Origin of the sequence: Corallococcus aberystwythensis, from assembly GCF_003612165.1 — a bacterium.
Classification (GTDB): domain Bacteria; phylum Myxococcota; class Myxococcia; order Myxococcales; family Myxococcaceae; genus Corallococcus; species Corallococcus aberystwythensis.
The window spans coordinates 1-21,939 of sequence record NZ_RAWK01000172.1; the positions used below are offsets into that span (position 1 = coordinate 1).

Annotated in this window: 22 protein-coding genes and 1 pseudogene; 17 read left to right on the forward strand and 6 right to left on the reverse strand. The window is 71.1% G+C overall.

Annotated elements, in window-relative coordinates; translation table 11 throughout:
• Positions 1–67: 67 nt before the first annotated feature.
• From D7W81_RS25795 to ychF, 5 genes are all read left to right on the forward strand, one after another.
• A complete protein-coding gene (locus tag D7W81_RS25795; protein ID WP_120558052.1) occupies positions 68–481 on the forward strand; it encodes a hypothetical protein in 414 nt (137 codons plus the stop codon).
• Positions 481–1,533 carry a F0F1 ATP synthase subunit A gene (atpB, locus tag D7W81_RS25800; RefSeq protein ID WP_120558053.1) on the forward strand — a complete coding sequence of 351 codons (1,053 nt, stop codon included), beginning with the start codon at positions 481–483 and terminating at the stop codon, positions 1,531–1,533. The genes D7W81_RS25795 and atpB overlap by 1 nt, the downstream gene beginning before the upstream one ends.
• A 145-nt stretch (positions 1,534–1,678) precedes the next feature.
• Positions 1,679–1,909 carry an ATP synthase F0 subunit C gene (locus tag D7W81_RS25805; protein ID WP_120529618.1) on the forward strand — a complete coding sequence of 77 codons (231 nt, stop codon included), beginning with the start codon at positions 1,679–1,681 and terminating at the stop codon, positions 1,907–1,909.
• Positions 1,910–2,052: 143 nt separating this feature from the next.
• Positions 2,053–2,601: a F0F1 ATP synthase subunit B gene (atpF, locus tag D7W81_RS25810; protein WP_120558054.1), complete on the forward strand. Its 549-nt coding sequence runs from the start codon at positions 2,053–2,055 to the stop codon at positions 2,599–2,601.
• Between the two features lie 48 nt (positions 2,602–2,649).
• Positions 2,650–3,759 carry a redox-regulated ATPase YchF gene (gene ychF / locus D7W81_RS25815; RefSeq protein ID WP_120558055.1) on the forward strand — a complete coding sequence of 370 codons (1,110 nt, stop codon included), beginning with the start codon at positions 2,650–2,652 and terminating at the stop codon, positions 3,757–3,759.
• Between the two features lie 75 nt (positions 3,760–3,834).
• Here the strand turns inward: ychF and D7W81_RS25820 are convergent, their stop codons facing one another.
• Positions 3,835–4,122, reverse strand: coding sequence for a hypothetical protein (locus tag D7W81_RS25820; RefSeq protein WP_208721460.1), 288 nt, complete (start codon positions 4,120–4,122; stop codon positions 3,835–3,837).
• A gap of 78 nt (positions 4,123–4,200) precedes the next feature.
• Positions 4,201–5,496: a citrate synthase gene (locus D7W81_RS25825; RefSeq protein WP_120558057.1), complete on the reverse strand. Its 1,296-nt coding sequence runs from the start codon at positions 5,494–5,496 to the stop codon at positions 4,201–4,203.
• 100 nt (positions 5,497–5,596) lie between these two features.
• On the opposite strand from D7W81_RS25825, the gene D7W81_RS25830 reads away from it, so the two are divergent.
• Genes D7W81_RS25830 through agmC form a run of 4 tightly spaced genes read left to right on the forward strand, consistent with a single transcriptional unit; the run spans position 5,597 to position 9,834 of the window.
• Positions 5,597–6,376, forward strand: a complete 780-nt coding sequence (locus tag D7W81_RS25830; RefSeq protein WP_120558058.1) for a class I SAM-dependent methyltransferase — start codon at positions 5,597–5,599, stop codon at positions 6,374–6,376.
• 14 nt (positions 6,377–6,390) lie between these two features.
• Positions 6,391–6,891, forward strand: coding sequence for a cupin domain-containing protein (locus tag D7W81_RS25835; RefSeq protein ID WP_120558059.1), 501 nt, complete (start codon positions 6,391–6,393; stop codon positions 6,889–6,891).
• 15 nt (positions 6,892–6,906) lie between these two features.
• A complete protein-coding gene (locus tag D7W81_RS25840) occupies positions 6,907–7,407 on the forward strand; it encodes a hypothetical protein (protein ID WP_120558060.1) in 501 nt (166 codons plus the stop codon).
• A gap of 51 nt (positions 7,408–7,458) precedes the next feature.
• Positions 7,459–9,834, forward strand: a complete 2,376-nt coding sequence (agmC, locus tag D7W81_RS25845) for an adventurous gliding motility protein AgmC (RefSeq protein ID WP_120558061.1) — start codon at positions 7,459–7,461, stop codon at positions 9,832–9,834.
• A gap of 48 nt (positions 9,835–9,882) precedes the next feature.
• Here the strand turns inward: agmC and D7W81_RS25850 are convergent, their stop codons facing one another.
• A complete protein-coding gene (locus tag D7W81_RS25850; protein WP_120558062.1) occupies positions 9,883–10,260 on the reverse strand; it encodes a DUSAM domain-containing protein in 378 nt (125 codons plus the stop codon).
• 148 nt (positions 10,261–10,408) lie between these two features.
• Complete coding sequence (locus tag D7W81_RS43655) at positions 10,409–10,651, reverse strand: hypothetical protein (RefSeq protein WP_244227427.1); 243 nt, start codon at positions 10,649–10,651, stop codon at positions 10,409–10,411.
• A gap of 132 nt (positions 10,652–10,783) precedes the next feature.
• Between D7W81_RS43655 and D7W81_RS25860 the strand changes: the two genes are divergently transcribed.
• The 5 genes from D7W81_RS25860 (at position 10,784) to D7W81_RS25880 (ending at position 14,772) form a co-directional block, all read left to right on the forward strand.
• Positions 10,784–12,022: a metallophosphoesterase gene (locus tag D7W81_RS25860; protein ID WP_438503373.1), complete on the forward strand. Its 1,239-nt coding sequence runs from the start codon at positions 10,784–10,786 to the stop codon at positions 12,020–12,022.
• A gap of 125 nt (positions 12,023–12,147) precedes the next feature.
• Entirely contained in the window at positions 12,148–12,573 is a 426-nt protein-coding gene (locus tag D7W81_RS25865) for a hypothetical protein (protein WP_244227431.1), read from the forward strand.
• Positions 12,533–13,357, forward strand: coding sequence for an eCIS core domain-containing protein (locus D7W81_RS25870; RefSeq protein ID WP_244227428.1), 825 nt, complete (start codon positions 12,533–12,535; stop codon positions 13,355–13,357). The genes D7W81_RS25865 and D7W81_RS25870 overlap by 41 nt, the downstream gene beginning before the upstream one ends.
• A gap of 51 nt (positions 13,358–13,408) precedes the next feature.
• Positions 13,409–14,017, forward strand: coding sequence for a putative glycolipid-binding domain-containing protein (locus D7W81_RS25875; RefSeq protein ID WP_120558064.1), 609 nt, complete (start codon positions 13,409–13,411; stop codon positions 14,015–14,017).
• 380 nt (positions 14,018–14,397) lie between these two features.
• Positions 14,398–14,772: a helix-turn-helix transcriptional regulator gene (locus tag D7W81_RS25880; protein ID WP_167497754.1), complete on the forward strand. Its 375-nt coding sequence runs from the start codon at positions 14,398–14,400 to the stop codon at positions 14,770–14,772.
• 230 nt (positions 14,773–15,002) lie between these two features.
• Here the strand turns inward: D7W81_RS25880 and D7W81_RS25885 are convergent, their stop codons facing one another.
• Both D7W81_RS25885 and D7W81_RS25890 read right to left on the reverse strand, forming a co-directional pair.
• Positions 15,003–15,359, reverse strand: coding sequence for a hypothetical protein (locus tag D7W81_RS25885; protein WP_120558065.1), 357 nt, complete (start codon positions 15,357–15,359; stop codon positions 15,003–15,005).
• 395 nt (positions 15,360–15,754) lie between these two features.
• Complete coding sequence (locus tag D7W81_RS25890; protein WP_120558066.1) at positions 15,755–16,165, reverse strand: hypothetical protein; 411 nt, start codon at positions 16,163–16,165, stop codon at positions 15,755–15,757.
• 550 nt (positions 16,166–16,715) lie between these two features.
• On the opposite strand from D7W81_RS25890, the gene D7W81_RS25895 reads away from it, so the two are divergent.
• The 3 genes and pseudogenes from D7W81_RS25895 to D7W81_RS25905 all read left to right on the forward strand — a co-directional run.
• A complete protein-coding gene (locus D7W81_RS25895; RefSeq protein ID WP_438503374.1) occupies positions 16,716–19,553 on the forward strand; it encodes a TonB-dependent receptor domain-containing protein in 2,838 nt (945 codons plus the stop codon).
• A 206-nt stretch (positions 19,554–19,759) separates the two neighbouring features.
• Positions 19,760–21,328 (forward strand): PAS domain-containing sensor histidine kinase, encoded by a 1,569-nt coding sequence (locus D7W81_RS25900; RefSeq protein ID WP_244227429.1) that lies wholly within the window; start codon positions 19,760–19,762, stop codon positions 21,326–21,328.
• 194 nt (positions 21,329–21,522) lie between these two features.
• Positions 21,523–21,939: pseudogene (locus D7W81_RS25905) on the forward strand (hypothetical protein); the annotation flags it as partial.

Here is a 21,939-nt window from a genome sequence, read left to right on the forward strand (position 1 = left end):
GCCTGGTGGGGATTGGCGTGGGGTTCTACGGCTTCCTCCACGCCATGGCCCAGCTGGGGAAGCGCAAGTGACGGGGACGGGCGGGCAGCCGAAGCGGGATGCGTTCTGGACGCACGCGGGGCTGGCGGCGGCGGTGATGGGCGTGGGGGCGGTGGTGGCGGCGGCGCTGCCCAAGGCGGCGGAGGATCGGGTCTCCGCGCTGCTGGGAGTCGGAATCGCGGCGGTGACGGGCGTGCTGGCGCTGGTACTGAAGCGGCGCGCGGCGATGCAGGCGGATTTGAAGGCGGCGCTGAAGGTGGTCGGTGTGGTCTTCGCCCTCAGGGGCGTGGGCGTGGGGATAGGGCTGGCGTGGGTGGTGTCCCGGGGTTTGAGCGCGATCGCGTTCGTGGGCGGCTTCTTCGGCGTCTACTTCGCGCTGCAGTGGATTGAAGTCAGCTATGTGATGGCCGCGTCGAAAGACACGGCGGGCGGAGACGAGTGATGCGCAAGGCTATGGTGCTGTTCGCCTGTCTGTTCGCGGGCACCGTGTGGGCCTCCGAGCAGGCCGGTGGGCACGGGCTGGCGAACGAGGACAAGGACGCCGAGGGCGAGGACGTCGCCGGCTACATCCTCCACCACGTGGCGGACTCGAACGAGTACGAGTTCGAGGTCCCCCTCAGCCACAACCACATCCCCATCCACCTGCCGCGCATCCTCATCCCGTTCCACGACGGCGCCTGCACGCCCGTGGCGGACACGCACGGCGGCCACGGTGAGGTCGTCCCCGGCCTGGGCGCTGGCTGCCTGGACCTCTCCATCACCAAGCACACGGTGATGATGTGGCTGGCGGCGCTGCTGCTCATCGGCTCGCTGCTCATCTGGAGCAACCGCGACAAGACGAAGCTCGTGCCGCGCGGCGCCGGGGCGAACCTCTTCGAGATGCTCGTGCTGTTCGTGCGCGACGAGCTGGCCATCAAGAACATCGGCAAGGAGGAGGGCCCCCGGTACGTGCCCTACCTGCTCACCGCGTTCTTCTTCATCCTCTTCATGAACCTGCTGGGCCTGTTCCCCTGGATGGCGACCGCCACGGGCAACATCGCCGTCACGTGCGGCCTGGCGCTGTGCACCTTCTTCGTCACGCAGGTGGCGGGCATCCGCGCCGCGGGCATCGGTGGCTACCTGAAGCACCTGACGGGCGGCGTGGCCCCCTGGCTGTGGCCCATCATGATTCCGGTGGAGGTCCTGGGCCTGTTCACCAAGCCCTTCGCGCTCACCATCCGTCTCTTCGCCAACATGCTGGCGGGCCACATCGTCATCTTCTTCCTGCTGGGCCTCATCTTCATGCTCCGCAACCCCGCGGTGGCCCTGGTGAGCGTGCCGTTCGCCTTCGGCATCTACCTGCTGGAGCTGTTCGTGGCCTTCGTGCAGGCGTACGTGTTCACCATGCTGTCGGCGCTGTTCATCGGGATGAGCGTGGCCATGGGCCACCACCACGATGACCACCATGAGACCGGCGCCAGCCACGACCACGGCAAGGCCCACCACCTGGGCTGAGACAAGTTGACGGGGCGCCTGTCGGAGACGACGGCGCGCCCCGGTTGAAGACCCGGCGGTTCGAAAGGCCGCCGGAGGTTGTCCAAAAGGGCCCCCACGACCCCCCCACAAGCGGGTCCCGCATCACGAAAGAAGACGTGCTCCCATGACCAACCTCGCTCTTGCCTTCCTCGCCGCCGGTATCGGCGCCGGCCTCTCCATCATCGGTGCCGCGCTCGGCATCGGTAAGCTGGCCGCCGCCGCCATGGACGCCACGGGCCGTCAGCCGGCCGCCGGTGGCGACATCCGCACCACGATGATCATCGCCGCGGCCCTCATCGAAGGCGCCACGCTGTTCGCGCTGGTCGTCTGCATCCTGCTCGCCATCAAGGCTTAAGGCCCGCAGGCCGCAACGGGAGCCGGCGTCCTCTTCGGGAAGAAGGGGCGCCGGCATTCCGGCTTCAAGCTTCACGTTGTCCCTGTCTCACCTGAAGTCTCCCGCATCCTCCCTCTGTCTTTGCCGTTTCACCGGGACCCGCCATGTTCCTGCCCTCTGTCCTCGCCGCCAGCAGCTTCGTGGAGGTCCGTCCGGGCCTCATCTTCTGGACCATCGTCACCTTCGTCATCGTCCTGCTGGTGCTGCGGGCGAAGGCGTGGGGGCCCATCCTGTCGCTCGTGGAAGAGCGCGAGAAGCAGATCACCAACGCCATCGAGAGCGCCAAGCGTGAGCGCGCCGAGGCGGAGAAGCTGCTCGCCGACCAGAAGACGGCCATCGCCGAGGCCCGCCGCGAGGCCGCGGAGAGCACCCGCCGCGTGCAGGCGGACATGGAGAAGTTCCGCGACGAGCTGATGGCCAAGAGCCGCAAGGAGGCGGAGGAGCTGAAGCTGTCCGCCCGCCGTGAGATTGAAGACCAGAAGGCCAAGGCCATCGCGGAGGTCCGCTCCATGGCCGTGGACCTGGCCATGGAAGTGGCTGGCAAGCTCATCAACGAGCGCATGGACGACTCCAAGCACCGCGCCCTGGCCGAGCAGTTCGTGCAGGGCCTGCCCAGCGCCACCAGCGCCACGGCGACCCGCCGCTCGGCCTAAACCGGGCGGGGAGTCTTCCGCCGCGCCCGCCTGTTCCAGGATTCCATCATGGCTCTCTCCATCGGCATCGTCGGTCTGCCCAACGTGGGCAAGTCCACCCTGTTCAACGCCCTGTCCGCCGCGGGCGCACAGGCGGCGAACTATCCGTTCTGCACCATTGAGCCGAACGTGGGCGTGGTGCCGGTGCCGGACGACCGCCTGGACCAGCTGTCGGCGCTCATCAAGCCGCTGAAGAAGATCCCCACGTCGCTGGAGTTCGTGGACATCGCCGGCCTGGTGCGCGGCGCATCCAAGGGCGAGGGCCTGGGCAACCAGTTCCTGGGGAACATCCGGCAGGTGAACGCGGTGCTCCACGTGCTGCGCTGCTTCGAGGACGACAACGTCACCCACGTCGAGGGAGGCGTGAATCCGGTGCGGGACCGGGACGTGGTCGACACGGAGCTGTGCCTCAAGGACCTGGAGACCGTGGAGAAGCGCCGCGAGCGCTCGCTGAAGAACACCAAGATGGGCGGCAAGGCGGGCGACGAGGCGAAGGCGGAAGTCGCCCTGCTCGACCGCATCAAGGCGAAGCTGGATGAAGGCATCACGGTGCGCGCGCAGAAGCTCACCGACGATGAGAAGGCGGCCATCCAGGACCTGTTCCTGCTGACGGACAAGCCCGTGCTGTACGTGGCGAACATCAGCGAAGGGCAGATTGGCAAGGAGGACAGCGACCCGCGCGTGCAGCAGGTGCGCGAGATGGCCGCCAAGGAGGGCGCGGGCGTGGTGGTGCTGGCGGCGGCGCTGGAGTCGGAGATCCAGCAGCTGGCCGAGGCCGACCGTCCCGGCTTCCTGGCGGACTCCGGCCTGACGGAGCCCGGCCTGAACAAGGTGGTGCGCGAGGGCTACAAGCTCCTGGGCCTGTGGACGTACTTCACGGTGGGCGAGCAGGAGTGCCGCGCGTGGACCATCCACAAGGGCTTCAAGGCGCCGCAGGCGGCGGGCGTCATCCACTCCGACTTCGAGCGCGGCTTCATCAAGGCGGAAGTCTTCGGGTGGACGGACCTGGTGAAGCTGGGCAGCGAGGCCGCGGTGAAGGAGAAGGGCCTGCTGCGCGTGGAAGGCAAGGAGTACGTCGTGCAGGACGGTGACTGCATGCACTTCCGCTTCAACGTCTGACGCGGGGTTTCCTCCGCTGTTGGAAGTGACGACGGGCGCTGCCTTCCACTCACGGAAGGGGCGCCCGTTTCGTTTCTACCCGGGGCCGCTCAGCCACGTGTAGCCCCAGAGGCCCACGGCGAGCACGGCCAGCACGGTGGAGAGGATGGCGGAGCGCTTCAGGCGGCCCGCGGGGTCCGGGGTGGCCAGGGCGTACTTCCACACGCCGCCCACGCGTAAGCCCAGGAAGAGGGCCAGGAGGACGGGGCCCACGACCTGCCAGCCTTCGGGTCGCTTGAGGATGACGATCCACGAGGCGATGAAGGCCACGTTGCCGAGCAACATCAGGGCGGGATAGGGCAGGGTTGGACGGGACGTGCTCACGGGCGGGCAGTGTGTGCACGGGGCGCCGGGGCGCCAAACGGAAAGCCGCGCGGCGTGCACGGCATGCAACAGCCGGTGCTACCGGGGTGGGGGCTCCACGTAGCGGGCGCGGGGGCGGAGCAGGTGGCCCTGTTCGCGCTGCTCCAGGACGTGGGCGACCCAGCCCGCGGTGCGGCCCAGGCTGAACAGCACGGTGGCGGCGCCGGAGGGCAGGCCCAGCGCGTCCGCGAGCATCACCAGCCCCCAGTCCAGGGACGGCGGGGGATGGCCGGCGTCCCGCATGGTGTCCATGACGGCGCGGGCCACGCGGACCTTGGGGGATTCGGGCTTCACGCTCAACGCGGCCTCGATGAGGGGCGGCGTGCGTGGGTCGCCCTTCAGGTAGAGGCGGTGGCCGAAGCCCGTCACGGCCTCGCCCCGGCGCAGGCGGCCGTGCACGACCTGCGCGGCGCGTTCAGGGCGGCCGGCCTCCGCGATGAGCGCTTCCACGCGGTCGCAGGCGCCGCCGTGACGGTGGCCGGAGATGGCCGCGAGCGCCGCGCTGATGCACGCGTACAGGTCCGCGCCGGAGGAGGCCGTCACGCGGGCCGCGAAGGTGGACGTGTTCAGCTCGTGGTCCGCGCAGAGCACGAGCGCGAGGTTGATCAGCTCCGCGGTCCGCTTCGGCTTCGCGTCCCAGGCGGTGGCGAGCGACGCGGCCACCGTGGGTTCCTTCGATGCACGCGAGACGCGGCCGGGGGCCTGGGCCACGCAGACCCACGCGCCCAGGTGGCGGATGAGCCTGCGCGCGCGAGCCATGTCTTGTTCCACCGGCGCGGAGAAGCGGCCCGCGTCACCCGCCGCGAGCAGGGGCACCAGCGCGGCGAGGGCGGACAGGGGAGGGGTGTCTCGCGGGAGCATGGCCGCGAGCGCGGGGGGAGACAGGGGCGATGGCTTCGTTTCCGGCGAGGGCCATGTCTTGGATTCCAGAGGCAGCTGGCCGGTCCACAGCAATTCCGCCACGTCCTCGAAGCGGTGACCCCGCGCGGCCAGTTCCACCGCGTCGTGCCCCCGGTACGCGAGTCCATCCTCGCTGATGCGCGACACCGATGAGTCGATGACGGGCTCTCCCCAGCGCAGCGCTCCGGACGCCACCGCCGCGTGGCCCGCGCGCGCGTCGTGGCGCGTCTTCAGCCGTTCCACGTCCGCGCGCAGGTAGCGGTTCTCCTTCGTGCCCTTCTCCGGCACGCACCGCACGAGCCCCCGGCTGACGTACGTGTAGAGCGTCGCCCGCTTCACGCCCAGGAGGGCCGCCGCCTCCTCCGCGCGCAGCAGCTCCTCCTCAACTGGATGGTCGAATCGAGATTGAGAACGGCCCCCTGCACGACGCACCATGTTTCACGTGCCTCCCGGGTGCGGAGTCTCGACTCGACTGGACCTTCCTGTCGAGCTGACCCGCCCGTGTGCGAGGCCACATCCCGTGGGGAGAGCGACCATGAACGTGGATTTCGGACGCACGTCGTCGGACTACGCGAAGCACCGGGCGGGATTCCCGGACGCCTTCTACGCACGGCTTGAACAGGACGGCGTGCTCACGTCCGGCCTGCGCGTGCTGGACCTGGGCACCGGCACCGGCACCGTCGCGCGCAGCCTGGCCCGGCGCGGCTGCGACGTCACCGCCATGGACGTGTCCGCGCCGCAGCTGGAGGCCGCCGCCCGGCTCGCCCGCGATGAAGGCCTCACCGTGGACTTCCGTGAGGCCCCCGCGGAGAACACCGGCCTGCCGTCGGGTTCCCTGGACCGCGTGTTCGCGGGGCAGTGCTGGCACTGGTTCGACCGCGCCGCCGCCGGACGCGAGGCCTTCCGCCTGCTCAAGCCCGGCGGGAAGCTGATCCTCTGCCACTTCGACTGGACGGCCCTGCCCGGCAACCTGCTGGAGGCCACGGAAGCGCTGGTGGAGGAGTTCAGCCCCCGCGTGGACCTGGCCGTCGACCGCTTCGGCCAGGGCGTGGGCATCTACCCGCAGTGGTTCCGCGACGTGGGCGTGGCCGGCTTCCAGCACCTGACGTCCTTCACCTTCGACACGCTCACGCCCTACACCCACGAGGCGTGGCGCGGACGGATGCGCGCCAATGCACGCATCGGCGCCATGCTCCCGCCCGAGCAGGTGGCCCGCTTCGACGCCGCGCTGGCCGCGCTCCTCGCAGCGCGCTTCCCCCAGGAACCGATGTCCGTCCCCCACCGCGTGTTCGCGCTCATCGCGGAGCGCCCGTGAAACAGGAGCCCGCCATGTCCTCGCCCCACCTCATCCACGCCGAAGACGTCCCCTGGACCGAGCTTGCCCACGGCAGCCGCGTGGCGTTGAAGCGCAAGCAGCTGGGCGCCGCCGCGCACGGGCGCAAGCTCGGGTGCAGCCTGGTGGAGCTTCCGCCGGGCCGCCGTTCGTGGCCGCTGCACTACCACCTGGGCAATGAAGAGGCCGTCTACGTCCTGTCCGGCACGGGTTCGCTGCGCCTGGGGACCCAGACGCTGCCCGTGCGCGAAGGGGACTATGTCGCGCTGCCGCCGGGCGCCGAGTGCGCGCACCAGCTCATCAACGACGGCGCGGAGCCGCTGCGCTACCTGTGCTTCTCCACCATGGAGGCGCCGGACGTGCTCGTGTATCCGGACTCGAAGAAGGTGGGTGTCTTCGCGGGCGCCGCACCCGGAGGCGACAAGGCGGCGCGCACGCTGATGGCGTATCTGCCCCTGGACGCGCAGGTGGATTACTGGGAGGGCGAGGAGCCCTGATAGGGTGGCCGGGCCATGGCCTCCCTGCTGGATGCGCTCGACCGCGAACGGCTGCTCAAGGATTCCGCCGCCGCTTCCGGGGTGGTGCCGGAGGGCGAGCCTCCCCACGTGTCGCTGCTGCGGCTGTGCGAAGCGGGCCTGCTCGTGGGTGGGCTCACCGTGGGGTACGGCGTCCGGCCGGATGAGCTGGTGGGTCCGCTCACCTCGGCCATGGGCGGCGCGGCGCGGAAGCTCAAGGTCGTGGACGTGCGCGAGCGCCCCGCGCTGGAGCTGCATGTCTCGGCCGGCGAGGTCACGGAGCGCTGGGAGGTGGAGGACGTGCCCGCGCTCGTGCACAACCTCAACGACCTGTACCGCGACGCGGCTGACGTGCGCGCGGTGGCCGTGTTGGGGGAATGGGAGGACTCGCTCCAGCTGCTCTGCGTCGAGCGCCGCGCCCTGGGGCGGCTCCTGCGGCAACCCTTCTTCGCGCCCATCAACGCGCGGGGGCTCCAGGACCTGGTGCCGGCCCGCTGAAGCGGCTGGGCCTCCCTCGACCCCGGACGCCCGGTGGGGCACCATGGGGGCATGCGCATCACGCTGGCTCTCATCGTTGGATTGCTCCTGGCGCAGGTCGCTCGCGCGGAGCCGGACTCTTTTGACCTGGGCACCGGACGCGACGGCGTGCTGACCGTCCCCGCGGGGCGGGGCATTACCCTCGGCGCCGCCGGCCCCCTGGGCAAGAGCGTCGCGGCGGGGGACGACGAGCTGGTGGTGGCCAGTTCAGAGTTCGGCGGTGGCGATCTGGTGATGATCCACGAGAGCACCGGTCTGTCGCCCGTGCCGGACGTGGGCAACGCGAAGGGCGTGTCGCTGGCGGGGCCGGTCGCGCTGGGGCGCTGGGAGCTGGCGCGAGTGGTGGTGGTGACGGCCTCCACGCCCGCCACCCTCTTGCTGACCGCGCCGCTGCGCTACACCTACGCCGCGGGGCGTGCGCAGGTGGTGCGCGTGGCCGAGTACTCCGACGTCGTCATCGAGGCGGGCGCGCGGCTCTCCGCGTCGCCGTGGAACGGCAAGTCCGGTGGCATCCTCGCGATGCTGGTGACGGGCAAGGTGGTCAACGAGGGCCGCATCGACGCGGACGGCCTGGGCTACCTGGGCGGCAGCTTCCAGGCCAATTCCGACAGCGTGGCGGGCTGCACCGGGCTGGAGCTGGAGCGTGGCAAGGGCGGCTCCGAGCGCGGCGAGGGCGTGGCGGGGACGTCCTCCAAGAACGGCCTCACCAGCGGGCGTGGCAACCTGGCCAACGGCGGTGGCGGCGGCAACTGCGCATCGTCCGGCGGTGGCGGTGGCGGCCACGGTGGCGTGGGCGGCAACGGAGGGCGCACAACCTCGGAGGACGGGGCGCGCGTGGAAGGCGGGCTGGGCGGCGCGGCGTTGAACTACTCCGTGTTCGAGCGCTTCGCGTTCGGCGGCGGCGGCGGCGCGGGCCAGGGCTTCGACGCGTCCGGCTCCAGCGGCGCGGCGGGCGGCGGCGTGGTGTTCATCCGCGCCACCGCGTTCGAGGGGAAGGGCGTCTACAGCGCCTCCGGCACGTCGGCGGCGGCCTCGCTGGGCAATGACGGCGCGGGCGGCGGCGGCGCGGGCGGCGCGGTGGTGCTGCGCGCGGTGGACGTCCTGAACTGCGGCAAGGTGGAGGCGCTGGGCGGCACGGGCGGCGACACGAAGCTGGACAAGCAGCCCTTCGGGCCGGGCGGTGGTGGCGCCGGAGGCCGGGTGCTGATCCAGGCCAACGGCGTCGCGTGCGGCGCCAACGTGAGCGCGGGCAACGCGGGCGTCTCCGGCTACCCGGGCGCGGGTTCCCATGGCGCGACCCCGGCCTCCACGGGGGCGGATGGCGGCACTCCGGATGGGGGCACGTCCACGGGCACGGTGCAGCAGGTGGATCAGGCCTTCCAGGTGCCCGTCACGCCCGTCATCACGGCGCCGGCGGCGGGCGAGGCGACCAGCAGCACGCGGCCGCGCTTCGAAGGGACCGCGGGCACGAACGGTCCGGTCGTGCACCTTGTCGTGGACGGGCGGGAGATTGGCGCGGCGGTGCCGGGCTCGGATGGCCGCTTCACGTACGACCCCACCACGCCGCTGACCGCGGGAGCGCACGACGTCGTCGCCTGGGCGGAGTCGCTGGGCGTGGCGAGCAAGCCCTCCACGCCGGTGCGCTTCTCCACGCCCGCGGTGGTGCTCGCGGATGGCGGTGTCGTGCAGATGGCCGTGCTGGTGGTGCCCGCGAACGGGGACACCGTGGGGCCCACGCCGCTGTTCGCCGGCACCACGGTCAATGGCGTCAGCGTGGGCGTCGTGATTGACGACGGGCCGGACAACATCGTGCCGTTGGACCTGCTGGGACGCTTCCGTTACCAGGTGCCGGAGTCCGAGCCGCTGAGCGTGGGCACGCACAAGGTCACGGTGCACGCGCACAACGAGGCGGGCGATGACGGGCCGTACTCCGACGTCGTGGGCTTCGAGGTGGTGGTGCCCGGCGCGGATGGTGGAACGGACGCGGGCTCGGCGGACCCCGCGATGCCGATGGTGGTCGTGCCCGCGGAGGGCGCGACCGTGGATCCGACCTTCGCGTTCGTGGGCGTGGCGCTGCCCGGCACGTCCGTGCGGTTGGAGGTGGACGGCGCGACGCTCGCCACCGTCACCACGGATGACGAGGGCGTCTTCCGGCACATCCTGACCGCGGACAAGGCGCTCGCGACGGGGGCGCACAAGGTCGTCGCGCAGGCGGTGACGGCGGAGGGCGAAGCCGGGCTGCGTTCACCGGAGGTGGGCTTCAAGGTGCGAGGCCCCACCGACCTGGACGTGGGCTGCGGCTGCGGCGCTGCACCCGCGGGGATGCTCAGCCTCTGGGCGCTGGTGGGCCTGGGCGCGCTGGCTCGACGCCGCCGTTCACGGAGCTGAAGGGTATAGGGCTGGGCACGGTGCTGCGCTGGCGCCGCTCCCGGTCCATCAACCCTCGTCCAGGGTTTCCAATTGGATTTGCGCGATGTCGCGATAGAGCGGCACCACTTCTTCCTCCACGATGTCGCGGAGCACCTGCCGCGCGCCGTCCATGTCGCTCGCCTCCTGTCGCCTCGTTGCTTCGCTGAGGGCGCGTGACAAACGGTACGAGCCGTCCCGGATGCGCCTGGCAATCTCGGTGAGCAGCGTGGCGGCGCTCGACTCGACCTGGAGCGCCCGCTCGACGTCGGCTGCTGGAATACCGACCTGGGGTCCGGTGCGCTGAAGGATGGCGCGTGACTCAGCGGTGAGCATGAAGGGTTCCCCGGCCGAGACCCGACGCGAAAGGTCGCGAACGTCGTCCCAGTTCAAGTCCTGTTCGTTCATGGGTCGGCTCCTAATTGCGACGAGGACGGCAGAGATCGAAGGGCCACTGTTTCTGACCCTCGCAGTTTCGCAGGCAGGCGTAGCAGTCGCCCAACCAGCGCGGCTTCTTCGAGTCCTTGCACTGCACGTAGCGGTCGATGCAGTGCTGTCACCACCCCTCGTTCGGGTCGTCCAGTTCTTTGAGGGTGACGCCGATCGCCGCCGCTCCGACGGCCGCGGTGCCCAGGAGGGCAGCGGCCTCGGCGTCGGTGAGTCCGCACGCGGCGGGATTGCCAGGGTGGGCCTCCACGCAGCACGTCTCACTGTCGATACACGTCGCGGTCGCGCAGCCTGGGGTCAGCACGCTGCATGACGCCACGACGAGCCAGATACGCCAGGGAATGGATTTCATACCTACCGGGTAACTCTAATCCGGGAGGGGCCCGCCAGGCGTCCGGTGGGGTCGGCGGGCGCGGCGTGGGGGTGGCCGTTATCTTCCCGCGCTCGAAGGCGTCCCGGCTCCCGGGACGACAGGGTGGCGCGCGTGACGACGGACGTGTCCTCGGAAGAAGCTCCCTCGCGGCGGGGCCGGCGCTCGGCGGGTGCTCCCGGCTGGCGGTGGGTGCTGTCCCTGCTCTTGGGGCTGGGCCTGCCCACCGCGCTGCACGTCTACATCGGCCTGCGCCTCTTCACCGCTCCCGGCTGGCCCGCTCCGTGGGCCGCCCTGGGCTGGGGCCTGCTGGGCCTCTGCTACCTCGTCCTGCTGGCGGGCTTTCGCGCCGCTCGCCGTGAGGCCACCGGCTTCACCCGCGTCATCCAGTGGGGCGCGTACCTCTGGCTGGGCGCCTTCGGCGTGTTCCTCACCGCCGTGCTGGCCTCCGACCTCGTGGGCGCCGTGCTGGCCCTGTCCGGCACCGTCACCGACATGCACGCGCTCGCCCGGGGCCGCGCGGCCGCCGTGCTGGGCACCGTCGTGCCCGCCGTGGCGTTCGCGTTCGTCACCGCGCGCGGCAAGGCTCGCGTGGAGCGCACCACCGTGGCCCTGAAGGACCTGGGCCCGGGCCTGGACGGCCTGCGCGTCGTGCAGCTGTCCGACGTCCACGTGGGCCCCACCCTGGATGGCGTGTGGCTCCAGCGCGTGGTGGACCAGGTCAACGCTCTCAATCCGGACATCGTCGCCATCACCGGTGACCTGGTGGACGGCTCCGTGGATGAGCTGCGCGACCAGATGACGCCGCTCGCGGGCATCAAGGCCCCGCTGGGCGTCTACTACGTCACCGGAAACCACGAGTTCTACCACGGCGCCCGCGCCTGGATGGCCGAGGTCGCCCGGCTGGGCATCACCGTCCTCACCAACGAACACCGCGTGGTGGAGCGCGGCGGCGCCCGGCTCGTCGTGGCCGGCGTCACCGACCACGACGCGGGCCACATCGACCCGCCCCTCCAGAGCCGCCCCGACCTCGCGCTCGCCGGGGCCCCGCCGGACGTGCCCCGGCTGCTGCTGGCCCACCAGCCCCGCACCGCCCTGTCCCTCCAGGGCCTGCGCGTAGACCTCCAGCTGTCCGGCCACACCCACGGCGGGCAGATCTTCCCCTTCATGTTCTTCGTGAAGTTCCAGCAGCCCGTCGTGAAGGGCCTGGCCACCGTCGCCGGGACCCGGGTCTACACCCACCGCGGCACCGGCTACTGGGGCCCCCCGCTGCGCCTGGGCCCCGCCCCGGAGATCGCGGCCCTCACCCTGGTAGGAGCTCCCCGTTCTGACGGTGATTCAAGCCAAGCTTGATATTTCCGTTCTTGCTGCTTATTGTTGGGGGCGTGTCCACCGCACCGTCTTCCCTCCTTGTCCCGGAATTCGCTTTCAGCCGTCCCACGGCGCCCGCGGTCCCGGGCGCGCGGCGCGGGGCGGTGATGCCGGTCGCGGCGCCCCGGACGGGGAAGGCGGCGCCGGTGCTGCTGGTGGTCTCCGAGGCCCCCGAGGTCCGGCTGGCGGTGGCGCGTGAGGTGGGGTTGGGGTGCCGGATGGTGACGTCGCTGGGAGCGACGTCGGCGGACCGGCGGCTGGACATGGGCGTGACGGTGGACGGGCTGGTGCTGGACCTGGACGCGGATCGCCGCGTCGTGAGCGACTTCCTCTGCCGGCTGGTGGACCGTGGCTTCCACGGCCCGCGCATCCTGCTGTCCTCCGGTTTCCGTCCCGAAGTGAGCGCCACCTTCGCGACGGCCTGCCACACCCACTTCGCACTCGGCAGGCCCTGGCGGGCCGGTCAGCTGCGCTCGCTCCTGGAGAGGGTCCTTGGGGTCTCCCACCTCGCTCAATCCGCAAGCCGTCCGTGACTCCCGCCGTGACGCCGCCCGCCTCGCACCGTTGACGGCGCGGGTGGCGGACGCGGGCCACGGGCTGTTCACCGGCATCGCCGGGGCGTCCGCGGGCGCCGCGCGCAGCGCGTACGTGGCGCTGGTGCTGCTGGCCAGCGGCATGGCCCGCTGCGCGACGGGGCGCTCGCGGGACGGACTGCCGCAGCTCAAGCGCTGCCTGTTCCGCGTGGCGCAGGTGCCGGTGGACCTGGTGCTGATGCTGGGCGGGCGCGTGCTGTCCGCCGTGCAGGTGGTGGCGGGCCTGGAGCCCGTGGGCCGCCGGCTGACGGACGCGGAGGTGGACCGGCTGCGCCCCATCTTCGGCGACAGCCTGGACTACCGCTGCGTGCGCGTGAAGGAAGGCGCCCTGGGCCTGCTGGGCCTGCCGGGCCGCGCGTTCGCCCACGGCGACATCCTCTTCATCCCCCCCGGCTACGGCGCGGTGGGCTTCCGGCTGCTGGTGCACGAGCTCACGCACGTGTGGCAGCACCAGCACGGCGGCACGGGCTACCTGAGCGGCGCGCTCGCGGCCCAGTACCTGGGTGACGGCTACGACTGGCGCAAGGCCGTGGGCCACCGGCGCTGGGCGGAGCTCAACCCGGAGCAGCAGGCCCAGTTCATCGAGGACGCCGCCGACGCGCAGCTCATCCCCCACGTGGGCCGCCCCACGCCCCAGCAGCGGCTGCGCGGCTGGAGCGACGCCGCCCTGTGCCTGCTGGACGAGGCCCTGGACTGCCTCTACGCCGGACGGGGCGCGCCGTGAGGTCGCCGGAGGCCCCGCGGTGAGCCTCCGGAACGCCCGGAGGCCCGTCCCATGACGGCGCGCACCGCCCGGCCCGGCGGAACGCCCGAGGGCCGCTGCCTGCAGGCCCTGACGTGGCGGCGCCTGGAGTCCCCCGGCACGGAGCACTTCGAGCTGTGGGAGTCCGCCGAAGGGCCCCTCCTCACGGGCACCGTGGTGCGGGTGGCCGAGGGGCTGCCGCTGCTCGTGCGCTACACCGTGGCGTGCGACCCGGACTGGCACACGCGCGAGGCGCGGCTCGTGCTGCACCAGGGCGGCACGCGGCGGACGCTGGTGCTCCAGGTGGATGACCACCAGCGCTGGTGGCGCGACGGGCGCGAGCTGCCGGAGCTGCGCGGGTGCGTGGACGTGGACCTGAGCGTCACCCCCTCCACCAACACCCTGCCCATCCGCCGGCTGGGGTTGGAGCCGGGCCAGGCCCGCGACGTGACGGCCGCGTGGGTGCGGCTGCCGGACCTGTCCCTGGAGCGGCTGGACCAGCGCTACACCCGGCTGTCCTCCACGCGCTACCGCTACGAGAGCGCGGGCGGCGCCTTCGTGGGCGAGCTGGACACCGACGCGCTGGGGCTCGTCACGCACTACCCGGACGGCTGGGAGCGCGTCGCCACCTCGGAAGGCTGAAACCGGGGGAAGGTTGAACCCGGCGAAGGTGGGGCCCGGCGCAACCTGGAGCCCCGAACCCGGACAATCCCCCAGTCCTCCTGGGGATTGCGTGTCGTTTCATGTGGGCTTATGGACCCGTGAACGACGCCCTTCCGGTGGGCGAGGGAATGCGGGACTACCTGTCATATAGGGATGGGCCCGGGTGACGTGGCGGGTTATAACGACCTCTGAACCGTTCCGGCGGTGGAGGGGCCGCGCGCCTTACGGCCACCCCACCGGACGTCACGTGCAAGGTTGATGTGGTGAAAACCCACCCCCGAGGTCCTCTCGCTTCCGGCCGCGTCCGGAAGAAGCCCCGTGTGGCGCCCGCGTCGGCGGCGGCGCTGTCGCGGCGGCAGTTGGAGCGCAAGCTGGCGGTCAGCGTGGGGGCGGCGGCCCGGGCCGCGCGGCTGCGGGCTGGCCTTACGCAGGCGGACGTGGCGGACCGCGTCGGCATCGCGTCGGAGGTCTACGGCCGGCTGGAGCGGGGCAAGATGATGCCCAGCGTCCCCACGCTGTTCCGCCTGTGCCTGGCGCTGCAGCTGTCCGCGGACGCGTCCCTGGGGCTGGCCGTGGCGGCGGCGGCGGGCGCGGGGCTGTGGGAGGAGGACTCCACGGACAAGGACGACCTGCCGGAGATGCGCCGCCTCTTGCGCGCCGTGCGCCGGCTGCCGCGCCCCCAGCTCAAGCTGATGAGCCTGGTGGCCAGCGCCATCCTGCCCACGCGCCGGTAGCGCCCCGGACCACCCCAGGGCCTCTGGGGGAGGCTGCCTCCCGCCCGGCGCGGTCCTTCCAACTGGTCCGACAGTCGGACCAGTTGACCCCTGTTCTAGGGAAGTGGTCGCCTCGGCTGGGTGGCTGGTGCGGGAGGCGAATCAGTGGGCGGCGATGACGCCCCCGCCCGGGGAGAAACCGCGCGCGCTGGCGGTGGCGCACGGGCTGGAGGGCGAGACGCTGGGATGGATTACTGAGCCCCCCCTCCACGCGCCGAGGCAGCCTCCATGGCAGCAGTTCCGGCCATCTCGTACGTCTTCTTCCAGATCCATTCGGCCTCGCTCTGGCCCTTCTTCTTGCTGGGTCTGGAGCACGACTGCTTTCCGGCTTTCGCACAACATTTGTGGAAGCGCTCGGAGGGCTGCCGGTAGTTGTCCCGCCAGGCGTGGTAGTCGTCGGAGTAGTAATCGTATGAAGCCTTGCACTGGTAGGTGGGCTTGCCCGGCCCGTACTTGGCGCAGCTTGTCGAGCAGTAGTGGTACCACCACGACTCAGCATGCGCGGCAGCGGGAAGGGCGAGAGTCAGAAGCAGCAGTGAGTAGCGCATTTCGCTCCTCCGGACGGTGACCTGGTTCACGTTCGGTCCAACCCCATCGAACGTCGGCAGCTCGCGGCTCCTCGGCAATCCTCGCCGTGGAGTGGGCCGCTCCTTCGGTCGTGCTCCGCGTTCACGGGCAGCGAGACGCCGCTCCGCAAGCAGAGCCCGAGGCGTCAATCCGAGTCCGTGGGGCGGCCTGAAGGACCCGGGTGGAATCCAGGCGGGCACCAGGTCGGGCACCCACTCAATCAACTGCGCGACGGGCCTCGAGGAGGAGCGCGAGCGCCCTCCTCTTCAAGTCAACCAATCAGGACCTCCGGCTGTATTTTGGGTTCGACGCGCATGCGCGACTGAGCGCGCTCTACCCACCCAGGCCGTTGAAGGTGGCGCATGCGTGCAAGGTATCAGCGCGCGGACGCGGGAGGGCGCATGCCCGCGCCCGCTTCCGTCACCCGCCACACCCAGCCGGACGGGGTGGGGTCGCGGTGCGCGGTGTTCACGTCCACCGCGTAGACGTCCACGGTGTGCTCGCCCACGGGCAGGTCCTTCAGGCGCCAGGGGGATTCACAGGGGATGTAGAGGCTGCCGTCCAGCGAGCACCAGAACACGGGCTTCAGCGTGGTGGCGGTGAAGACGAAGGTGGCCTCCTGGGAGGTCGTGGCCCCGGGGGGCCCTTCGTCGATGAAGGTGTCCGGTCCTTCGTTCCCCGCGCGCGCCAGCGACGGCGGGAAGAGCAGCGGCATCAACATCAGGCCCAACAGCAGTGACGCGAGCAGTCCGTGGGGAAGGTAGCGCAGGGACGGCGGGGGAATCATAAGCAGGCTCGCGTGACGCCGGATGCCGCGCGCACCCTGTCCCGGAGCATGTCGAGGGCGAGAGGTCTGGGAGGGGTGGGGCGTTCCATGGCGTCCGGGAAATGGGAAAGGGCGACTTCCTGGAAGGTGGGGATGGATCCGAAATGGGGCGCCCCGTCCCCAAGACGGGGCAGGGCATCCACGGCGCGACGTGACGCGGAGGGCCAATGTCCTCCAGCGGAAAGGGTGTGCTGTCGCCACGGCCCCGGGCGGGCGGTGCTGGCACGCGTCACGGAGCATCGCTTGTCAGGGCGGACATCCCCTGGCCTCATGGACGCCGGCCGGGACCTGCCTTGCACGAACGCCATCGCCCATGACCTTCGCGAAGAGGAGCACCCCCTGGCACGCCGCCGCGCTGGTGCTTTCGCTGTGCCTCCTGCCGTGGCCGGCGCCTTCCGCCTACGCCCAGGCGCCTGAAGGCGGCCCCGGCAGCATCCGGCTGGGGGACACGCTGGACGCGGGCCTGCCCGTCACGGAGGAGAACCTCACCTCCGGCTCCGCCCCCAGTGGCATGGACGCGCCGTGGACGCAGGGGGACAGCAGCCAGGACGGAGGCGTGGGCACGGTCGCGAAGGAGGCGGACCTCCAGCGCACGGACGCGGGCTGGGCGGTGGAGTCCGGCGAGGCTGCTCCAGACGGTGGCCCCGCGCTGGCCGCCTTCGTGCCGCCCGCGCTGGTGCAGGACTCGCCGGCGCCGTACCCGCCCAGGCTTGTGGGCGAGGGCGTGGCGGGCACGGTGAAGCTGGAGCTGCTGGTGGACGAGGCGGGCGAGGTGGACCGCGCCACGCTGGTGGAGGGCGTGCACCCGCTGCTCAACGAGGCCGCGCTGCACGCCGCGCCCTCCCTGCGCTTCTCTCCCGCGATGATGGAGGGCCAGCCCGTCGCGGTGCGCCTGTTCTTCGAGTACCGCTTCGAGGCGCCCGTCCCGGTGGCCACCACCGCGGACGGCGGCACGCTCACGCCGCAGGGCCCCATCACCCTCAAGGGCCTGGTGCGGCAGAAGGGCAATCGCCGGCCGCTCATCGGCGCGACGCTGGTGTCGGACGCGGCGCCGGACTCGCCAGTGCAGACGGACGAGAACGGCCGCTTCGAGGCGCGCTTCCCCACGGGCGGCCAGGCGGTGCGCGTGTTCGCCTCCGGCCACAAGCCGGGCCTGTTCCGCGAGGCGCTGAAGTCCTCCGAGTCGCTGGAGGTCGTCTACGGCCTGGAGCCGCTCGTGGTGAACCCCTACGAGACGGTGGTGAGAGGCGACCGTGAGCGCACGGAGGTGAGCCGCATCACGCTGCACGACGCGGAGCTGCGCGAGGTGCCCGGCACCATGGGCGACCCGTTCCGCGTGGTCATGCTGCTGCCGGGCGTGGGCAGCATGCTGTCCGGCGTGGCGTACCCGGTGGTGCGCGGCAGCCAGCCCGCGTCCACGGGCTACTTCCTGGACGGCATCCGCATCCCCATCCTCTTCCACCTGTTCCTGGGGCCCGCGGTCATCCACCCGGACTTCCTGGACGCCATCGACTTCTATCCGGGCTCGCCGCCGCCGCAGTACGGCCGGCTGATGGGCGGCGCCATCGACGGGCGCCTCACCCGGCCTCGCGACGACCGCGTGCACGGCAGCGCGTACGCGGACTTCATCAACGCGGGCTTCTTCATCGAGACGCCCTTCAAGTCCACCGGCACCAACGTCTCCCTCGCGGGCCGCTATTCCTATACGCCGTGGATCATCGCGCTGGCCGCCAATCAGTTGCAGGACCCGCCGCCGCCCGGGCGCACCAACCCGAAGGTGGTGTTGGATTTCTGGGACTACCAGGGCCGCGTGGAGCAGGACGTGGGGCGGGGCAAGCTGCGGCTGTTTGCCTTTGGCTCGTCGGACACCTTCGGCTCCGAGGCGCAGGACGACCAGGGCGACACCGCGCTCCAGTCCATCGCGTTCCACCGCGTGGACCTGCGCGGCCGTCACCCGCTGGGCAAGGGCGAGCTGGAAGTGGGCGGCACCTGGGGCACGGATGATTTCTCCGTCGTGTCGCGCGGGCCGGACAGCGGGAACGAAATCAACATCGACCAGAGCACCCTCTCCGGGCGCGTGGCCTACAGCGTGCCGCTGGATGAGCGGCTCCTCTTGCGCGCGGGCGCGGACGTGGACCACAAGCGCGCCATCGTGGACGTGCTCAGGGTGGAGAACGGCCAGGAGGTGGAGGAGGACACGGTGCGCGTGCCCGTGGCGCTGGCCACCTTCGCCGGCGCGTACGCGGAAGGGGTGTGGACGCCCAATGACAGATGGACGGTGGTGCCCGGCCTGCGCCTGGACAGCTACCACCTGTCCGGCGGGTTCGACCACAAGGTGCTCGAGCCGCGCCTCACCGTGCGCCACAAGCTCACCGACACCGTGACGCTCAAGGGCGGCGCGGGCATCTTCCACCAGCCGCCCACCACCCTCATCAGCCTGCCCGTGGTGGACGTGGGCAGTCTGTTGTTGGGCCTCCAGGAGGGCGTGCAGCTCTCCACCGGCGTGGAGTGGAAGGCCTTCGACAAGTGGGAGGTGGGGCTGGACGTCTACGTGAACCCCATGCTGCGCACCATCGAGCTCACGCCCTTCTCCGACGAGGGCCTGACGGACGACCTGGATGACGTGGGCGGCGACCCGGACGTCGTTGAGCCCCCGCCCGGTGGGGCCCCCCCTCGTCAGGACGGCTTCCGCCGGGTGCGCGCGCGGCAGATCGACGTGGATGGACCGCCGGTCAGCCGGGACGACTGGGACCTGCCGGACTTCTCCAGCCACGGCCTGGCGTATGGGTTGGAATTGCTCATCCGCTACCCGCTGGGAAACAACTGGTTCGGCTGGCTGTCGTACAGCCTCCAGCGCAGCACGCGGCGCACCACCTTCTACCGGTATGACTCGTCAGGTCAGGCCATTTCCGAGGAGAGCGCGGACCTGCCCTTCGCGTTCGACCAGACACACATCCTGAACCTGGTGGTCAGTCACAAGTTCTCCAACAACATCACCCTGGGAGGCGTGCTCCATTTCAACAGCGGACGCCCGGAGTACGGCACCCTGGGAAGCCAGACGCATCGCGAGGGCGTGGACGGCGACGGCCGCCCCACGTGGGTGCAGGTGGATCGCGATCAGGTGGACCGGCTGCCGCCCTTCTTCCGCTTCGACCTGCGCGTGTCCAAGGCCTGGGCCTATGAGACGTTCAGCCTGGAGGCCTACCTGGACATGCTCAACGTCACCCTCAACACGGAGACGCTGGGCTTCGACTACCTGGGCGGCGGCTACAGCCGGCAACCCCTGACCAAGAGCGCGGTGGGGCTGCCCATCGCCCTGCCCATCATTGGCGTCAAGGGCCGGTACTGACCTGTCCTGGAGGGTAGGGTGAGTGCTCGGGGGTGAGCATTTTTTCGCGCACCCTGCCCCGCGGGGCTGCTCCATGCGTGGCCAGATGTGTCAGTATTCCATGAGACGCGGGTTTTTCCAGCCTGCCCGGCACCGACGTAGAGGGTGGGGGACAGGCCCGAAGCGTCGGGGGGAGCACGATGATGGGTTTGTCCTGGGGGCCGGGAATGGCTCCGGCATGGGAACTGCCCGCTGACAGCGAGACGCCCTGCATCCTCCTCGAGCCGCTGCACGGGGAGACAGGCGAGGCGCTCGACTTCCGGTGGACGTCCATGAACGTTCCGGCCGAGGGCTGGGTGCGCTCCCTGGAGCTGGGCCGCCACGTGTCCTTGTGGGCGCGGGAGGGCACCGCGATGTTCGACGTGGCGGCGCTCGTGCGCGTGCTCCTGCGCGGCGTGCCGCACGTGGGCGTGCTGCCGGGCGACGCGGCGGGGCGGCGGTACGTGGTGGTGCGGCACGCGGAGGGATTGGCGCTGTGGCTGCTGCCGCGCGACGAGGGCCAGGCGGCGGACGCCCATCAGGCGGAGCGGGAGCGGGCGGCGCGGCAGGAGGTGGAGGCGGCGCTGGCGCGCGCGGAGCAGACGGTGAGCGCGCTGCGCGAAGCCGAGGAGCGCTACCGGCTGGCCACTCGCGCCACGCATGACGTGCTCTGGGATTGGCACTTCGCCACGGACCGCGTGCGGTGGGACCCGGGGACGGGGGACGCGTTCGGCCACGCCACGGCGGTGCTGGAGCACAAGCTGGGCTGGTGGGGCGAGCGTGTGCACGATGATGACCGGGACCGGGTGGTGGACCGGCTGGTGGAGTTCGTCGCGTCCACGGGCGACGTGTGGAGCGAGGAGTACCGCTTCCAGCGCGCGGACGGCAGCTGGGCGCACGTGCTGGACCGCGGCGTGCTGGCGCGCGACGACGAGGGGCGCCCGGTGCGGATGATTGGCTCCATGATGGACGTCACCGAGCGCACCCGTCAGCTGGAGACGATGGTGGAGGAGGCGAGATTCCGCGAGCGCTTCATCGGCATCCTGGGCCACGACCTGCGAAACCCGCTCAACGCCATCGTGCTGTCCGCGCGGGCGCAGAAGCGCCGGGGGCCGCTGGAGTGCACCCCGGAGCAGCACCGGCAGCACGCGCAGCGGATTGAGGCCTCCGCGACGCGCATGGGGAACATGATCGCGGACCTGCTGGATTTGACGCGCGCCCGGCTGGCCGGCGGCATTCCGCTGCGCAAGGCCCCCACGGACCTGGGGGCGGTGTGCCAGCAGGTGGTGGACGAATTGGCGGCGGCGTACCCGGACCGCGCGGTGGCGGTGGACGTGGACGGCAAGGCGGAAGGGGAGTGGGACGCGGAGCGGCTGGCGCAGGTGCTCTCCAATCTGGTGGGCAACGCGCTGGAGCACGGCAGCCCGGAGGCGCCGGTGTTCCTGCGCTGCTGGGCGAAGGGCGAGCACCAGGTGCTGGAGGTGCAGAACCCCGGCTCGCCCATCCCGGAGGAGCTGCGTGAGCGGCTGTTTGATCCGTTCCGCCAGGGCGAGGGCGAGCGTGAACAGGGCGGCCGGCGCAACAGCGGGCTGGGGCTGGGCCTGTTCATCGTGAAGGAGATCGTCCAGGCGCACGGAGGGACGGTGGAAGTGACGTCGTCGCAGAAAGAGGGCACGACGTTCACGGTGCGGCTGCCCCGGCCGCCGCGCCCGAAGGCGAAGGTGAAGGCAGGCAGGAGCCGCACGCGGACGGCCTGATCTTTTGGAAGGGGTGAGCGTTCGCCGCCATGCGGTGAAACAAGGAGCGTCCGCCGCCGCACGCCGCGCGTGTTGTGCGAAGGACCGAAGGGGATGGGCCGGGAGGGCAGGGACGCTGCTCGCTTCGCCGGAGTGCGTTTACCGGTTGATCAGGCCGCACGGCTCGTGCGGTCACCCACGCGGAGGCAGTCCCCATGCAACTCCTTCCCCCTCGCAATTCCCCCTTCCGTTCCTCCCCCTGGACGGCGCTCTGTCTGGCCGCGGCGCTCGCCGGCTGCGGCACTCCCCCCACGGACGAAGCCACGGACGTGAGGGGGCAGGCGTCGGAAGCGCTCGTCTCCACCAACGGGCTGTCGACGAATGGCCTGTCCACGAACGGCCTGTCCACCAATGGCTTGTCAACGAACGGCCTGTCCACGAATGGCCTGTCCACGAATGGCCTGTCCACGAACGGGTTCCAGACCTGGTTCAACCAGGATCCCGCGTCCGCGGACATGGTGATGCGCTACGTGGCGCAGTGCTCGCTGGCGGCGGGGATGACGCTGACGTACCAGTCGCCGTCCACGGGGAAGAGCTACACGTGGAAGGGGAGTCTGGGATTGGCGCCGGGC

Excerpts from the sequence above, each read along its gene's own strand:
- D7W81_RS25865 (WP_244227431.1), top strand. The coding sequence starts at position 12,148 with ATGCCGGTCGCGGCGCCCCGGACGGGGAAGGCGGCGCCGGTGCTGCTG.
- D7W81_RS25885 (WP_120558065.1), bottom strand. The coding sequence starts at position 15,359 with ATGCGCTACTCACTGCTGCTTCTGACTCTCGCCCTTCCCGCTGCCGCG.
- D7W81_RS25825 (WP_120558057.1), bottom strand. The coding sequence starts at position 5,496 with ATGGTGCGTCGTGCAGGGGGCCGTTCTCAATCTCGATTCGACCATCCA.
- D7W81_RS25900 (WP_244227429.1), top strand. The coding sequence starts at position 19,760 with ATGGCTCCGGCATGGGAACTGCCCGCTGACAGCGAGACGCCCTGCATC.
- D7W81_RS25850 (WP_120558062.1), bottom strand. The coding sequence starts at position 10,260 with ATGAACGAACAGGACTTGAACTGGGACGACGTTCGCGACCTTTCGCGT.
- ychF (WP_120558055.1), top strand. The coding sequence starts at position 2,650 with ATGGCTCTCTCCATCGGCATCGTCGGTCTGCCCAACGTGGGCAAGTCC.
- agmC (WP_120558061.1), top strand. The coding sequence starts at position 7,459 with ATGCGCATCACGCTGGCTCTCATCGTTGGATTGCTCCTGGCGCAGGTC.
- D7W81_RS25840 (WP_120558060.1), top strand. The coding sequence starts at position 6,907 with ATGGCCTCCCTGCTGGATGCGCTCGACCGCGAACGGCTGCTCAAGGAT.
- D7W81_RS25890 (WP_120558066.1), bottom strand. The coding sequence starts at position 16,165 with ATGATTCCCCCGCCGTCCCTGCGCTACCTTCCCCACGGACTGCTCGCG.
- D7W81_RS25875 (WP_120558064.1), top strand. The coding sequence starts at position 13,409 with ATGACGGCGCGCACCGCCCGGCCCGGCGGAACGCCCGAGGGCCGCTGC.
- D7W81_RS25835 (WP_120558059.1), top strand. The coding sequence starts at position 6,391 with ATGTCCTCGCCCCACCTCATCCACGCCGAAGACGTCCCCTGGACCGAG.
- atpB (WP_120558053.1), top strand. The coding sequence starts at position 481 with ATGCGCAAGGCTATGGTGCTGTTCGCCTGTCTGTTCGCGGGCACCGTG.
- D7W81_RS25895 (WP_438503374.1), top strand. The coding sequence starts at position 16,716 with ATGGACGCGCCGTGGACGCAGGGGGACAGCAGCCAGGACGGAGGCGTG.
- D7W81_RS43655 (WP_244227427.1), bottom strand. The coding sequence starts at position 10,651 with ATGAAATCCATTCCCTGGCGTATCTGGCTCGTCGTGGCGTCATGCAGC.
- atpF (WP_120558054.1), top strand. The coding sequence starts at position 2,053 with ATGTTCCTGCCCTCTGTCCTCGCCGCCAGCAGCTTCGTGGAGGTCCGT.
- D7W81_RS25830 (WP_120558058.1), top strand. The coding sequence starts at position 5,597 with ATGAACGTGGATTTCGGACGCACGTCGTCGGACTACGCGAAGCACCGG.
- D7W81_RS25805 (WP_120529618.1), top strand. The coding sequence starts at position 1,679 with ATGACCAACCTCGCTCTTGCCTTCCTCGCCGCCGGTATCGGCGCCGGC.